This is a genomic window from Photobacterium sp. HL06 (genome assembly GCF_059552575.1).
Window position 1 is genome coordinate 2,160,466 of the sequence record NZ_CM183914.1, and the last position, 14,926, is coordinate 2,175,391.

The 14,926-nt window shown below is 44.2% G+C and carries 16 protein-coding genes; 6 read left to right on the plus strand and 10 right to left on the minus strand.

Going from position 1 to position 14,926, the window contains the following annotated elements:
• Positions 1–121 precede the first annotated feature (121 nt).
• Both AC51G0_RS10090 and AC51G0_RS10095 read left to right on the plus strand, forming a co-directional pair.
• Entirely contained in the window at positions 122–1,018 is an 897-nt protein-coding gene (locus AC51G0_RS10090; protein WP_496298189.1) for a DMT family transporter, read from the plus strand.
• A 191-nt stretch (positions 1,019–1,209) separates the two neighbouring features.
• Positions 1,210–2,178, plus strand: coding sequence for a TAXI family TRAP transporter solute-binding subunit (locus AC51G0_RS10095; protein WP_496298190.1), 969 nt, complete (start codon positions 1,210–1,212; stop codon positions 2,176–2,178).
• A 53-nt stretch (positions 2,179–2,231) separates the two neighbouring features.
• Here AC51G0_RS10095 and AC51G0_RS10100 read toward each other — a convergent pair whose 3' ends face one another.
• Positions 2,232–2,636, minus strand: a complete 405-nt coding sequence (locus AC51G0_RS10100) for a hypothetical protein (RefSeq protein ID WP_496298192.1) — start codon at positions 2,634–2,636, stop codon at positions 2,232–2,234.
• Positions 2,637–2,921: 285 nt separating this feature from the next.
• On the opposite strand from AC51G0_RS10100, the gene purT reads away from it, so the two are divergent.
• Positions 2,922–4,097: a formate-dependent phosphoribosylglycinamide formyltransferase gene (gene purT, locus AC51G0_RS10105; RefSeq protein ID WP_496298193.1), complete on the plus strand. Its 1,176-nt coding sequence runs from the start codon at positions 2,922–2,924 to the stop codon at positions 4,095–4,097.
• Between the two features lie 81 nt (positions 4,098–4,178).
• On the opposite strand, the gene AC51G0_RS10110 is transcribed toward purT, so the two are convergent.
• The 3 genes from AC51G0_RS10110 to AC51G0_RS10120 all read right to left on the minus strand — a co-directional run bounded on the left by AC51G0_RS10110 (position 4,179) and on the right by AC51G0_RS10120 (position 5,742).
• Positions 4,179–4,820, minus strand: a complete 642-nt coding sequence (locus AC51G0_RS10110; protein ID WP_496298194.1) for a thiopurine S-methyltransferase — start codon at positions 4,818–4,820, stop codon at positions 4,179–4,181.
• A gap of 396 nt (positions 4,821–5,216) precedes the next feature.
• Positions 5,217–5,510 (minus strand): hypothetical protein, encoded by a 294-nt coding sequence (locus AC51G0_RS10115; RefSeq protein WP_036826689.1) that lies wholly within the window; start codon positions 5,508–5,510, stop codon positions 5,217–5,219.
• Between the two features lie 31 nt (positions 5,511–5,541).
• The gene (locus AC51G0_RS10120; protein WP_496298196.1) at positions 5,542–5,742 is read right to left on the minus strand and encodes a hypothetical protein; all 201 of its coding nucleotides are present in this window, start codon (positions 5,740–5,742) and stop codon (positions 5,542–5,544) included.
• A 1-nt stretch (position 5,743) separates the two neighbouring features.
• On the opposite strand from AC51G0_RS10120, the gene AC51G0_RS10125 reads away from it, so the two are divergent.
• Entirely contained in the window at positions 5,744–6,136 is a 393-nt protein-coding gene (locus tag AC51G0_RS10125; protein WP_496298198.1) for a nitrous oxide-stimulated promoter family protein, read from the plus strand.
• A 78-nt stretch (positions 6,137–6,214) separates the two neighbouring features.
• On the opposite strand, the gene AC51G0_RS10130 is transcribed toward AC51G0_RS10125, so the two are convergent.
• Positions 6,215–6,589: a spore gernimation protein gene (locus tag AC51G0_RS10130; protein ID WP_496298200.1), complete on the minus strand. Its 375-nt coding sequence runs from the start codon at positions 6,587–6,589 to the stop codon at positions 6,215–6,217.
• Between the two features lie 265 nt (positions 6,590–6,854).
• On the opposite strand from AC51G0_RS10130, the gene AC51G0_RS10135 reads away from it, so the two are divergent.
• Positions 6,855–8,354 (plus strand): multiheme c-type cytochrome, encoded by a 1,500-nt coding sequence (locus AC51G0_RS10135; RefSeq protein WP_496298202.1) that lies wholly within the window; start codon positions 6,855–6,857, stop codon positions 8,352–8,354.
• A gap of 67 nt (positions 8,355–8,421) precedes the next feature.
• Here the strand turns inward: AC51G0_RS10135 and AC51G0_RS10140 are convergent, their stop codons facing one another.
• Complete coding sequence (locus tag AC51G0_RS10140; RefSeq protein ID WP_496298204.1) at positions 8,422–9,930, minus strand: peptide MFS transporter; 1,509 nt, start codon at positions 9,928–9,930, stop codon at positions 8,422–8,424.
• Between the two features lie 254 nt (positions 9,931–10,184).
• A complete protein-coding gene (locus AC51G0_RS10145) occupies positions 10,185–10,937 on the minus strand; it encodes an MBL fold metallo-hydrolase (RefSeq protein WP_496298206.1) in 753 nt (250 codons plus the stop codon).
• Positions 10,938–11,348: 411 nt separating this feature from the next.
• Here AC51G0_RS10145 and AC51G0_RS10150 point away from each other — a divergent pair, with 411 nt between their 5' ends.
• The gene (locus tag AC51G0_RS10150; RefSeq protein WP_496298208.1) at positions 11,349–11,999 is read left to right on the plus strand and encodes a glutathione S-transferase; all 651 of its coding nucleotides are present in this window, start codon (positions 11,349–11,351) and stop codon (positions 11,997–11,999) included.
• Here AC51G0_RS10150 and AC51G0_RS10155 read toward each other — a convergent pair.
• The 3 genes from AC51G0_RS10155 to AC51G0_RS10165 all read right to left on the minus strand — a co-directional run bounded on the left by AC51G0_RS10155 (position 11,908) and on the right by AC51G0_RS10165 (position 14,671).
• On the minus strand, positions 11,908–12,819 hold the full coding sequence (locus AC51G0_RS10155) for a class I SAM-dependent methyltransferase (RefSeq protein WP_496298209.1): 912 nt from the start codon (positions 12,817–12,819) through the stop codon (positions 11,908–11,910). The two genes, AC51G0_RS10150 and AC51G0_RS10155, sit on opposite strands and share 92 nt — an antisense overlap.
• Positions 12,820–12,864: 45 nt before the next feature.
• The gene (gene trpS / locus AC51G0_RS10160) at positions 12,865–13,905 is read right to left on the minus strand and encodes a tryptophan--tRNA ligase (RefSeq protein ID WP_496298210.1); all 1,041 of its coding nucleotides are present in this window, start codon (positions 13,903–13,905) and stop codon (positions 12,865–12,867) included.
• Positions 13,906–14,140: 235 nt separating this feature from the next.
• Entirely contained in the window at positions 14,141–14,671 is a 531-nt protein-coding gene (locus AC51G0_RS10165) for a GNAT family N-acetyltransferase (protein WP_496298211.1), read from the minus strand.
• Between the last annotated feature and the right edge of the window lie 255 nt (positions 14,672–14,926).

The window sequence follows — 14,926 nt, forward strand, 5'->3', positions numbered from 1 at the left end:
GAACAATCCGCTTCTTGAGAAACCGCCTGATGGCGGTTTTTCTTTATAAATCAGTTTCATCCTCATTATGGCCAGAGTATGATACCTAAAGTTTTTCTTATAGTAGCCATCTCACTTACCCATGTCTCATCATCATAATCCGATCCAAGGCGCCAGCTGGATGCTTACTGCAGGACTTGCCTTCGCTATTGTTAATAGCTTGGCCCAGTACTTGAGTGTCATGCTTCACCTGCCGTCGACAACTGTTGCGTTTATCCAATATTTCATTGCCCTTATCGCTATTTTTCCATGGTTAAAAAGCCTTGGGTTGCGGCGTGCCTTGCAGACCAATCACTTTGGCCTGCATTGCTTACGCGTCTTTCTTTCCGTCATCGGTATTCAGCTCTGGCTATGGGCACTCGCCTACCCTGTGCCAATCTGGCAAGGTATCGCACTACTAATGACTTCTCCGCTGTTTGCGACTATCGGTTCTGGGTTGTTCCTGAAGGAAAAAGTCGGAACAGCACGCTGGTTGGCCACATTGGCCGGTTTCGTGGGTGCAATGATCATTCTGGAACCTTGGGCAGATGTCTTTAACTGGGCGTCATTATTGCCTGTCGGCGCAGCTTTTTTCTGGGCAAGTTATTCGCTGATGGTGAAGAAGATGTCTGTCTATGACTCACCGACAACCATGGTCGTTTACCTACTGCTCCTTATCACACCTTTTAATCTCTTCCTGGCGGCACCTGAGTTTGCCATGCCAACACAAGGGCTGACCTGGCTACTGCTTATCGGTGCAGGTTTGCTGACGGCACTGGCTCAATGGGCGATTGCTAAAGCCTATGCCGTGGCTGATGCTTCTTTTGTTCAGCCCTTCGATCATGCCAAGCTTCCTTTGAATGTTTTGGCAGGTTGGCTCGTTTTTGGTTGGGTTCCACCTGGGCGTCTGTGGCTTGGAGCGGCAATTATCGTCGTTTCTGTTGCCTTTATTACTCACTGGGAAAATAAAAAGGCAATAGTCGAAAGCGAACCAGCTTAATATTTGAAAGAATCCCCGCAAGTCGGGGATTTTTTTCCACCGAGTTACGCAATAAATATACCTCCAACACTCTTGTTCCATCGAGTTATTTGATCAATAGCTTATTTTTGCGATACCGGAGAGAGAGTTACAGCATCCCTTCTATACTTTTTAATCGTACACAGAAGTATGTTCACTCAGAGGATCCTTATATGAAGCACCTTGGTTTTACGTCTATTCTAATCGGCATTATTTCTTTATTCTTTTCAATTTCGACCCACGCCGATTCTTTCATCACCATAGGTACCGGAGGAGTTACCGGTGTGTATTACCCTACGGGGGGCGCCATTTGCCGGCTGGTCAATAAAGACCGAAAAGAGCATGGCGTGCGCTGCTCGGTAGAGAGTACCGGTGGCTCTATCTATAACATTAATACCATCCGCGCTGGCGAACTTGATTTAGGTATCGCCCAGTCAGACTGGCAATACCATGCCTATAACGGCACCAGTAAATTTGCAGGCAATGGCCCTTTCAAATCTCTACGAGCCGTCTTTTCTATCCACCCCGAACCGTTTACTGTTGTCGCTAGAGCTGACTCCGGAATAAAAACATTCGCAGATTTAAAAGGCAAACGCGTTAACATTGGTAATCCAGGCTCCGGCCAACGAGGTACCATGGAAGTATTAATGAAAGCCCTCGGTTGGACCAACAAAGACTTTGCCCTGGTGTCGGAGCTAAAAGCATCAGAGCAGTCAAAAGCCCTGTGTGATAACAAAATCGACGCGATGATCTATACCGTTGGCCATCCAAGCGGCGCAATCAAAGAAGCGACGACATCATGTGACAGCGTGATCGTGGAAGTGTCTGGGCCTGTGGTCGACAAATTAGTTGAAGAGAATGACTTTTACCGCGTTGCAACAGTACCAGGGGGAATGTACAAGGGGTCAGCTCAAGATGTGAAGACCTTCGGTGTAGGGGCTACATTCGTATCGTCAGCACAAATTGATAAAGAGTTGATTTACCAGGTCGTGAAATCGGTATTCAATAACTTTGACACCTTTCGCAAACTGCATCCAGCTTTCGCTAATCTGAAAAAAGAAGAAATGGTGAAAGACGGTCTTTCAGCACCACTGCACGATGGTGCCAAACAGTATTACCAGGAAGCTAAGTTAATCAAATGACAGTACTGAAAAAGGCTGGGATTTTCCCAGCCTTTTTCAATCAGCCTACTGACTTAAAATCGGTAGCGAACGCCAAGCGCCCCTTCTAACTCAAGGTCGACATCTTCAACAACGTAAAGCGTCGGGCCGACTTCGCCGTACAATTCAAACTGGCTGACCGGCACCTGAAACCCGACACCAGAACGTACACCGAGTTTATCATGCTTATTATCAACATATTGCGCACCGACAAAAGTGTACAGGCTATTAAGCTCAGGGTTGTTCGTAACCGAACCTAAGTTAAATGTCTTATCTACCGCAACACCAAAATCATCTAGGCCAAGCGAGAAACGTAAGTCATTCTGCTTGTACTGGATCCCACTCATTGGGCTACCGAAAAATACACCAACGCTTTGTGAAGCGTATGCTGAAAATGGAACTGAAAGGGTAAGAGCCAAACCTAGTAATATTTTTTTCATCGTAATGATACTGCCGATAACGAATAATGGACATAAGTTAACCAAAAAGTGCCTGAAACTCGATAGCGGCGCTTTAATCATGACATAACTTTTACAAAGCAAATGCCTTGCTATGTCTGCTATCTAGCGGTGAACCACCCGGCTGCAGTGTCGAAATTGCGACCAACCAGTGCATTCACGCAGCAACGTAAAATACACTTAAAAACAACACGCGCAAACGTTTGCGCAACATCAAAAATCCTGTATGATCGACATCAGTATCAATACTTATCGTAAGGAAATTCGATGTTAGGTTCAGCTACTTGCTCAGATGCAACCCGTGTTCTGTTACTAGGTTCTGGTGAACTAGGGAAAGAAGTCGCGATTGAATGTCAACGTTTAGGTCTTGAAGTCATTGCAGTTGATCGATATCCCAACGCACCTGCAATGCAAGTTGCCCACCGTAGCCATGTTATCAATATGCTTGATGGCGAAGCGCTCAAAGAACTCATTAACTATGAGCAGCCTCATTATGTTGTCCCAGAGATCGAAGCTATTGCCACTGAGACTCTGGTAGAGCTTGAAGCAAATGGACTGAATATTGTCCCTACCGCAAATGCCACTAAGCTAACGATGAACCGCGAAGGTATCCGCCGCCTCGCAGCAGAGACATTGTCTATACCGACCTCCCCTTATGAGTTTTCTGACCAATATGATGACTTTGCAGCATCAGTCAAACGCATTGGTACACCTTGTGTCGTAAAACCCATTATGAGCTCATCAGGTAAGGGGCAAAGCGTGATAAAAACCCCTGCTGACATCGAATCTGCATGGCAATACGCACAAGAAGGTGGCCGAGCTGGTGCTGGCCGCGTCATTGTAGAGGGCTTTGTTGAATTTGATTATGAGATCACCCTACTGACTGTTCGGGCAGTAGATGGCGTTCACTTCTGTGCCCCAATCGGCCATCGCCAGGAAGACGGCGACTATCGTGAATCATGGCAGCCACAGCAGATGTCTGATGCTGCACTGGCAGCTGCCCAGCAGGTTGCTGAAAAGGTCGTTAATGCATTAGGTGGCTATGGCTTGTTTGGTGTTGAGCTGTTTATCAAGGGTGATGAAGTCCTGTTTAGTGAAGTCTCCCCTCGCCCGCATGATACCGGCCTGGTCACGCTAATCTCTCAAGAGCAATCTGAGTTCGCCTTGCATGTCCGCGCTTTCCTTGGCCTGCCAATCCATTCAATCAACCAATACGGCCCATCGGCCTCAGCGGTTATCTTGTCTGAAGGGGTTTCTGCCAATATTCGTTTCGACAACCTGGCAACGGCATTGGCCCGCCCGCAAACGCAAGTACGCCTCTTTGCCAAGCCAGAGATTAACGGCCGTCGTCGCTTGGGTGTTGCCTTAGCTCGCCGTGACAATACCGAGCAGGCAATTAATGATGCGGTTGAAGCCGCAGCGGATGTCAAAGTCGTACTCTAATTTACGTTACGCTGCCATGCTATATAGCTAAATAGCAAAAGGAGCCCAGCAATTGGCTCCTTTTGTTTGTTCATTAATAGATTAAACCTCGATTAACCACGTTTCTTCAGCAAAACGTGATAAGCCACGTTGACGCCTAGGGTGAGATTCATCGGCTTCACCACGGCCAAGGTGTGTGATCTTACAACCTTTAAACAGCTGCTCGACTTCCTCTTTAGCAACACTAAACGGAGGGCCATCCATTTCAGCTTGCGGATAATCCAATGTTATCAAAAGAATGCGGCCACCAGCTTTCACCATTGAGAGCAACTTATCTGCATACATCTGACGCATTTCCTGTGGCATAGCAATCAGAGCCGCACGATCATAGACGACGTCTACGGGCTCAATTCGTGTTGCAAAAAAATCGCCGCAATGAATGGTAATTTCATCAAGCTCGTACATCGACTGGCCATTGCCGAGCGATGTCACTGTTGGAATATAGAATTGCTCCGAGAAAAAAGCCCTAACCGCAATATCGCTCAGTTCAATCCCGATGACGTTATCATGCCTTTCTGCCAACCAAGTCAGATCTACCGACTTACCGCACATTGGCACCAGCACCGAGTCGGAGCGGGTCGTATTAAGTACTGGCCAATACTTTCTTAGTACGGGGTTGATGTCATTCAAATGAAAACCAATACGGTTCTCTGCCCAGCGGCTATGCCAAAATTCTGCATCCATTATATTCGAATCTCTTTACTGACTTTACTATTTATTTCTAATTATCTGACCACAGTTCTTGCTTCTGATCCAGCCTAGTCAAACAACCAGCCTGCTCTCACCGTTAACAACATCCTATAAGCCTCTCAGACGGATTTTAAGGAGCGCTATCAACCTCAAGCAACCACGAGCGCAAAATACAAACAAATCGCCGCAGAATCAACCACAGGAGTATTCAGCCTTACGATAAAGATACAGCTGAAGCAAACTGGGAAGTACCGCCTTTCAGATGCAAAAAAGGATGCCTAAGCATCCTTTTCTACTAATCCCGCTTCACCGAAGCAAAGCTAGATTAAAAATATGTTCTTCAATTTTTCTTTTATGAGAGTAATTGAACAAACGATACAAACTGGCCAGTTATGAAATTCTGAACAGCTTAATCGAATCACGGCGTACAGTTACACCGCGGAAAGTTACAGGCTCAAGCAACGTCATCAGCTGCTTAGAGACAAAAAACTTACCACCGTAGCTACGATCACCACCACGATTGACCCAATCTGCAAATTCATCTGCCAAGTTGAACATAGAGTTTCCGACAAGCAGAACCAGGACTTTAGCGACTTCACTGTCATTCTGTTTATTAAACTCCGCGTCACGAACTTTCTTACGGTATTCGTCGACAATTCTTTCAAGGCACTCAAATCTGCTCATATACACCACCACAAAAAAAGAGGAGCGGATACTACTGCTCAAACCCAATGAAATCAACCCATCTAAGGTCAATTCTTGCTATAAAAGTCATATTTTTTTCATGTTCATAACAAGTTTCTGCATTTTTGTCATATAAATCACGATTTAGATCATTTTTTGAGTCAGTTTTTGTAGGTATATTCAGCATGTATGTTTGATATGTTTCAGCAAATTTTTGCTGCCGAGAAACCATTATGATCCCATCAGGCAAGGCAATTATTCTATTTGGTAGCCTACAAACCGAATTTAAAACTATCGAAGCGATGGTGAGGATCTACTGTAAAGATCACCATAAAACCGCCACGGTTTGTGAGCAGTGCGAGGACTTTCTCCAATATGCCTTCACGCGGCTGGACAGATGCCCTTACGGTGAAAAGAAACCAACCTGTCGGCTTTGCCCTATTCATTGCTATAAGGCAGATTACAAATCATTGTCTCAGCAAATTATGCGCTATGCCGGGCCGAAAATGTTACTCAAACACCCCGTGTTAGCCATTCGCCACCTCATTGCAGAAAAGCGTCCCGTTCCTGAAAAACCAGGCGCTGGCGCTTCAAACCGACATAAACGAAAGTCATTAGATCAATAGCCGAAACTAAAACGGCCAAGGCCAACAACTGTGGTGCCTTGGCTACTTGTTGTTTGATGTCATTATGAAGTCATTCACTCAGTTGCGATAATAATCAACCACCAGCACTTTCGATGGTTCATTCTCTCCTGAAATATCGAGCGTAAACGAATTTTCATCTGCCATCTGTACCGATGAGCCCAATTTGCCTGTAACACTGACGCCTTCGATTTTTTCAAAGCTACGGGAATCGTCATAGTGCATGTTCACAGTAACATTTGTCTCTTGATTAGCGACTAAATTAAACTGACAAATTCCCGTCTGACAATACACATCAATATTGTTTAATTCAGTTACATGTATTTTATCGACATTCTTTATTGGCGTTGCCGTAAGCTGTAATTCCTCTCCACAGCCTGACATCATCAATACAGACACAGTGATACCGACTAAAAAGGCTCGTTTCACTTTCATTTCCTAATTCTTATTCATAATACACAAAGGCTTAAACAAACATTTATCATGATACATACAAACATTGGCAATTAGCCTATGTTTTTCATTCTAAGGGATTATCGTCTGACTTACCCTCTCTGAGTCTAATTTTTGTTCGTTATTTCCCCCTATCCCAATATAGGTGTATTGCAAATTCGTGACATCTTCTTCTTTTTACCCTACCTACACTCAGTCTAGCTAACTAGGCATCCACATAAACACAGCAAGTTCAACGGATAAGCTTATGGATAATAACCAAACAACATCGAGTTGGCGCTCAGAACAATACAATCGCAAACCACACTATCAGCCTATATCACAGCTCTCTCACAGAATGAGCCAAGCTGTGCTTGTCGGTATTTTCATAATAACTTCCTTCGCCACTGAGGCCGAAGAAAGTATGCAAAAATGGCTGAAGCCACACAAACCAGCCAACCAAGAACAAATAGAACAGCAAATGCCGTTCTATCCATCGCGGGCAACGACTAATGGCCGGCAACTAAAACCGGAAATGTTCGAAAACCCTGAAATATGTAAAGGCTGCCACAGTGAAATTTACCAACAGTGGGAACGCTCTGTGATGGCAAATTCATGGGAAGACCCTATTTACCGGGCCCTATTCAAACGTGCAAGTAAAGCGACAAATGCCAAAGTTGATAATTTTTGTATTGCTTGCCACAGCCCAATCGGTATGACAAGTATGAATGCAACAGCAGCCACGCTTGATGAGGCCAACGATAACTTACCCGGCGTGAACTGCGAGGTTTGCCATAACATAACGGGGATCAGCGGCAGTGATAATGGTGCCTATATCTTGTCACCCAACAAAGTAAAAAACGTGAAATTAGGCCCTCGTACTGATGCCAACTCTCCCTACCACAAAACCGAGTATTCCGATATTCACACTAAATCAGAGTTCTGCTCTGTTTGTCATAATGTCACCCATCCGTTCAACAGTACGCCTATCGAGCGTACCTATGATGAATGGCAAGAAAGTGCGTATAACGAGCAAGGCGTTGAGTGCCAAGATTGCCATATGACACCAGGCCCTGGTCAAAACAGCAACCCTGGTAAATCAGCCATCATGGGTAAAGAACGTAAGCACATTTATTCCCATGAATTTACAGGGGGTAACTCTACCCTCCACCAATACTTTGAAGATCCTGAAAGTGCCGAGCTCGCACGCGCGATGCTGCGCTCTGCAGCAACGATAGAGTTTGTGGAACTGCCCAAAACGCTAACAGCTGGCCAGCTCGCTACAATCAAGATTAAAGTTGCCAATGTCGGCGCTGGTCATAAGCTGCCAACTGGATTCCCAGAAGGGCGAGAAGTATGGATTGACTTTAATGTGAAAACCGCGGCTCAAGAGCAAATCTACCGTTCCGGTGCCGTTGTTGATGGTCAGACAGAAGCTGGCACCCGCAGTTTTAAAGTCACCTTAGGAGATATCAATGGCAATGTCGTTGATCTCAACGTTTGGGAGGTAGACAGAATACTCTCGGATACCCGTATCCTGCCAAATGGCTATTCTATCGTCGACTACACCTTCATTGTTCCGGAAGATGTATCTGGTGAAATTACCTTGGATGCCAATTTGAACTACTGGCCGTTCTCACAGCACCTTGTCGATGAATTGCTTGGAAAAGATCAATTAGAAGTCGATATCGTCAACATGACATCAGTTAGCGCAAGCATGAATGTATCAGAGGGAGAACCAAAAAAAGCGATTGCAATGAAACATTAGAAAGTGATGGTATTCATTGTGCAAATCAGCGCCAGCCTATTGGCTGGCGCCTGGTGTATTGAAGACCTTAATGATCGGTAGCCATATCTTGCCCAGATTCTTGTTGTTCAAGCTCTTCACCTTTACGGATCAGCTTCGTAATTACCTTAGACAACAACAACGTAACAAATGCCATAACAACAGCTAAGCCTGCAAGATTATAGAAATAGCTCGCGTAAACACCATCGATAATTTCAGGGGTTAATACCTGATCTTTAGGCAACGCAATCTTGGTAGAAATCACCGCTGCCAGGATACCACTGAGCGACAGTGCAACAGAGCGCAAACCAATCGCAAATGCCGACAGGTAACGTGGCACCATTTCAAAAATAAAGCCAGCACCTAGCGCGCCTACAATCAGCTCAGCCAGTGACTGGAAGAAATGCACCCACAAAATCCAATCAGCAGAAATCTTGCCATTTTCCCCGACAAAACCGGTTGAGAGCCCTAAGAGTCCAAATGCAATCGCACTAAACACAAAAGCGGCAGCGAACTTAGTTGGAATTGATGGTGAAAATCCTTTTCTCTCCAACCAAGCATAGATATAGATAACAGGGGCGCCAAGAATGAAGCACCATAGTGGATTAAAGGCCGCATTTGATTCAGGACGGATGGGAATAAAGCCCATGATCTGATCGCCCATCAAATTAATGGCATAAATGTTCATCGATGTGAGCATCTGACCATAATAGAAGTAGAAGACAATCATGATAAAGATGATGATCAGAACACCGCACATCTTGTACTTAAAAGCAGGTGTTGCGCGGGTAATTTCATAGATGAAATACATAATCGCACAGGCACCCAACGCATATAGCAGGTATTTACCAGCATCCAGGTTCGAGAACACCCAGAAAACTAACCCCAGCATGGCAGCCGAGCCGACAACAAAGCAAACCCATGTCTTGAGGCTCACTGAGCGGCGGTCGATGTCATTACCCACAGCGGTAAATTGCTTACGGAAGACAACAAACAGTACCAAGGTAATCGACATTAAGCCTGAAGCAATATAGAAATTACCCTGATAGGCTAAAAAGGCCACAAGAAACGGGAATAGGTATTTGGAAGCGAATGAACCGAGGTTGTTAATAGAATAGTTAACCGTCAAGCCCTGCTGGAAAGATTCTCGGTTTGTTTCCGAGTAAGAATTTCCTAGCAGTACTGTCGGACTGGTTGCCGAAAGCCCCCGAGCGTAGCCAATCAAGGCAATGGAGAAAATACTCAGTGGTACATTCAGATCGCTGGCCCCTAACCCCAGGAGGAAAAAACCTATGGTGTAAGTGGTATAACCAATGTATACCGCCCGGAACGAACCAATATATCTATCAGCAACAAAACCACCAACAGCTGAGAATACAGGGCCCACAGCCCCAAAAGCCCCCATCATCATGATGGTTTCAGCTTCACTGTAGTTTAACTCTTGTAGGAAGAACTTCGTTAATAATACATAGGTCCCATAAAAAGCCGCTCCCCACAGGAACTGCCTTAGGACTAATACTCTAGCTATGAACGGAAATCTAGCGTTTGCATCTTGCATATTATACTCCTTCAATATTATGCACTGCGGAAATTAGCATGACGCAAGATATAATTTCATGATCGAATCTAGGTTATTAGACAAATAGCATATGCAGTATGCACTTTTTTGCAGATATGAGATCTTGATATGAAAGATGTAATTGGGAGTATTGATGGAATTGATGATATTTTAAACAGCTTTTAAAACAGTAAGATAGCTCGGCCATTCCAGCTTCTAGCCAGCCACTATTCGTAGCAGCCAAAGAAACCAGATCATGCCGCTCTTCTAAATGCCTTTCTGAATTTTGACTTTACTGATCGCCAATGGGTCATTGGAACTGTTGGAGCTTGCTCTAACAAGTATTTAAATTCCTGCTCCGAGGGGTAAACCTCACCACCATGGGCAAGAATGATTGATGTAGGCTCTAATGCTATTACTTTTTTTATAGAGCTACGATATCGATTAGGATAAAAAACAGGAAAGGGAGGAATGTAGCGCCCTTTTACTTTAACCATTAAGTCTGCCACATAGATACAATTGCTCGGCAAATGATGCAGTGACAGATCTCTGTCAGTATGACCTTGGGTCTCAAGAGCAACCCATTCAGGGAAACCTGGTAACATATCACCATCGTCAAGCTTGTAATCTGCCTCAAGCTTGCTCGAATACCATATATTACGGCGAGGCTTTTTCATCCGCTTGGCTACCCATTTTGCCAGTAGCAGATCAGTAAGATGCATCAGTTTTCCGTCAATCCCTGCATACCATTGCCCCGAAACATTTGCTGCTGCAATTTTACATCCGGTTAGGCAACGCAGCTTATTGGCAGCCCCAGCATGATCAGGATGCATATGAGTCACAACAACCAATCTCAAATCGCTAAAAGGTCGGTGTAACGTTCCCACAATAAAATGCTTGAGCATAGGGATATCTGCACGGCTACAGCCATCAAGCAATAGCAGCCTATCATGATATTCCGCTAAATAAATTGATTGAATGTAGCCTTCCAATTTATGTAATTTCATATGCCCTTTGATATTTCATCCTTGAGAATTCATCGCATCCTTGAGATTTGATTATGATTCAACTCATCAGACCATTCAAGCTGCTTGGATTTCATCGCTGATAGAAAATATCGCCGCAATACACCGATTACTTAGATCAACAAACCAAATATACAGTCATGGGCGATAGTTAATTTCACTACAATCAGTTGATCGCACATATCTGACCACGGCAGAAATATCACCCCTAAACTGAATCAATGAGAGCTGGCTAATGTTCTACCCATTCACATCATCGTTTGCTAACCCTTACTTATGTGCAAAACCGATTAAGCAATGGAACGACAATGCTCCCTTATCGCCCTCGTTTGAATCAAAAACGCAAAGTCACACTGCTATAGTTTTAGGTAACTACAGTACTAGGTAGCACAAATGTCCTTACCAATACTTTACTCTTTACGACGTTGCCCTTATGCCATGCGAGCAAGATTAGGACTATTGCTTGCTAAACAACCAGTCATGTTACGTGACGTTGTAATGAAGAATATCCCTGCTGAGCTGTTGGCCGTTTCACCTAAAGGAACTGTACCGGTATTATTACTCAATGATTCATCGGTAATCGAGGAAAGTATCGACATTATGCTTTGGGCATTAAAACAAAGTGATCCAAAGAACTTACTTTATAGTGACCAACCTGGTGCCTTTCCGGACATGCTAACCTTGATTGACCGTAATGATAATGAGTTTGTCACGTCACTGGAGAATTATAAAACCGCAGCTCGGTATCATGACAGTAGTGAAGCCCATCATCGTCAACAATGTGAGCAATTTATTGGCGCCTTAGAGCAACGTTTAATTGAGCGAAATTTCCTGATGGGAGCGAGAGCGAGTTTAGCAGACTACGCCCTCTTACCTTTTATTCGCCAGTTTTCCCGTGTTGACCGACGCTGGTTCTTAAACGCGCCCTATCCGAACCTTCAGCACTGGCTTACTACTCATTATAAAAATCCTCTCTATTCAAAAGCCATGACTCAATACCCCCAGTGGGTAGATAACCATGAAGAATTTTTATTTGGCGGCTAATAAGGGAACATAAAATGGCGTTAACGACATTTTTTGCGATGACTAAGCCATGGTTGCTCGAACCTAATAACGACGGCTCACCACATACTGACAAATGATAAGTCAACCAAGACTGATATTGTTCCTCTGTCAGTCCATTAATTTCTTGCCCTATATAACGGCCGAAGCCATCTGTAGCAATATGCTTTAGCACACTAAAGCCACGACTTTCAGCCAAAGACTCTATTTCTGCCGGTGTTGCAAAATAGCCCGTTCTGAAAAAAGCATCAACCTCAGGATTAGTTACAAGCCCCGTTTCACTCAATGTCATGAGAACATCAGGTGTGACAAATGACGATGACATCTTAGCAAGCAGGCCAGCTACGAAGAAACGACTGATATAAGCCACTGCCAATACCCCATTTGGCTTGAGTATCCTATTGGCTTCACTCAATACTGCCTCTCGTTCTTCTTGTTTTTGTAGATGGTATAGAGGGCCAAGAATAAGTACGACATCCTGCGAGCTGCTCAGGATGAAAGGTACGGCCGTTGCGTTCGCCTCGTGTATTTGGATATTTGCAGCTTGTTGCATCGCTTTACTATTGAGTTGTTCCACCAACTCAGGAACAAGCTCTACAGCGGTAACATCTACACCCTGCCTAGCGTAATAAAGTGAATAACGCCCCGTCGCGGCACCTAATTCTGTAAGCTTTTTTGCTGACCGAGTAAATTCTGATAACTGGTTTACTGTGGTATCGAATTCGATTCGAGTTATATTTTGACAAGTGAGACGCTGCTCCTCATCGAAATTTGCATAGTAGTTCAAATATTCGTCTTGCACTGATATTTCCTTTAAATTTTAGAACCCGCTACCCGGAGAATTGTTCTACTGAAAGAGGTTAAGGCCAAATGCTTTTTTTACGTTATTTAACACCTGGTCTGACTCATCTTTTGATTTCTCACTGCCCTTTCTAAGAATGTCGATTAACTGTGCTTTGTCAGAAATAAATACTTCCCTACGTTCTCTAATCGGCCTCAGGATTTCCTGTAAACACTCTTCGAGTATCTTTTTAGTTGTTCCATCACCTAAACCACCTGCCTGGTACCTCACTTTTAGTTCATCAATATATGCTGAGTCAGGATGAAAAGCATCCAAGTAAGTGAAAACAACATTACCCTCAACGCAACCAGGATCATCAATTCTCAAGTGATTAGGATCGGTATACATTGATTTCACCGCCTGCGATATCTCCTTTTCACTGGAACTCAACAAAATACAGTTGCCCATTGACTTAGACATCTTACTTTTGCCATCCGTACTGGGTAAGCGAGGGACTCTGCTTAATAGCGGCCGACATTCAACTAAAATATCATCCTGGGCTATATGGTTTAGTTTTCTAACAATTTCATTGGTTTGCTCAATCATCGGTAGTTGGTCGTCCCCCACAGGGATTAACGTTGCCTTAAATGCTGTAATATCTGCCGCTTGGCTAATTGGGTACGTTAAGAAACCTGCTGGAATAGAACCGCCAAATGATTTGCTGGCAATTTCATTCTTCACCGTTGGGTTTCTCTGTAATCGGGCAACAGAAACCAAATTAGCATAATACATGGTCAATTCTGCCAAAGCCGGGATGGCAGACTGTAAGCAAATAGTTGTTTTTAAGGGATCAATACCAACAGCTAAGTAATCAGCCACCACATTTAATATATTGGACGAGACCTTATGCGGGTTATGCCCGTTATCCGTTAGCCCTTGTAAATCGGCAACCAAAATGGTTTGTTCGTATTGATGCTGTAACTCTACACGTTGCTGGAGTGAACCGACAAAATGTCCAAGGTGCAGCTGTCCTGTCGCTCTATCACCAGTCAGTATTTTTTCTAGTTGAACATCTGAATGTGAGTTGCAATCTAATTGGTTGTGCACAATATGGCTCCTAAATTGACCATCGGAGACATCATTGCGTTATTCATAGGCAGTCGTCCGACGGCTATGAATAAATGTGATCCAGCGCCGCTCTAATAAATAGAGCGCCACCAAGAAATTGAGGTAAGCTGAAGCGTATGGTTCATGTTCATGAAATGAATCTATCAAGCAACAAATAATGATTCAAGATAATTTTTTATAGAAATAAAAATGAGGTTCACCACAATGAGCATTCTCATAAGCCAAGCTTGCTATATATCACCGTATTAGATAATTCTCCTGATGGTAACCTACGTTCATTAACCAAAGTGGCTTCTAGCTGGTAACCACAGCTTTCAGCAACAGCTCGGCTTTTAGCATTGACTTCAGCCGTCCGTATTTCAACACGCAGGGCGTTGAGTTGCCCAAAAGCGTAGTTTTCCAAAATCGATACAGCCTCGGATATGTAGCCATTGCCCGTTTCAGCCGAATGAAGCCAATAACCAATTTCAAAGTAAGGGACAGATTTATCTCGGATAATTAAGCCTATCGCACCAAGAAACGTTGAGTCACTGTTACGCAGAATAGAGAACCGGAGCTCGCCTTCAAAGCGCTCATAATTGTCGATAGCCTCCTGCATGTTTTGAATAGACTCAGATTCAGTTAGCGCATGCGGCACCCAAGGAAGGTACTGGCTTAGTTCATTTTGGCTTTCACGTATGGCTTCAAGCATAGGTTGAGCCAATTCCATCGATGGAGGAGCTAATTGTATTCTTTCACTTTGCACTTACATTTCCTTCCTAGTTTATATACCCAAGCTACCTCAAGATGCAGGATTCAGAGTGAGACCAGCGTGCTCAGTTCAAGGAAAATAACGGTAGGAATGGCAATCCCTTTCAACGTTATTTGACACAGAAATGGGTTCGCTGGCTCACTCCCAAAGGGCGAGTTTACTTGGCTCCTATTCGTTGTTACCGATTATTAATTTAGAGCCACTAGATTTTCAAATCGGTGCCTAGCCTGCGCGGCCCGACCTAGTAGC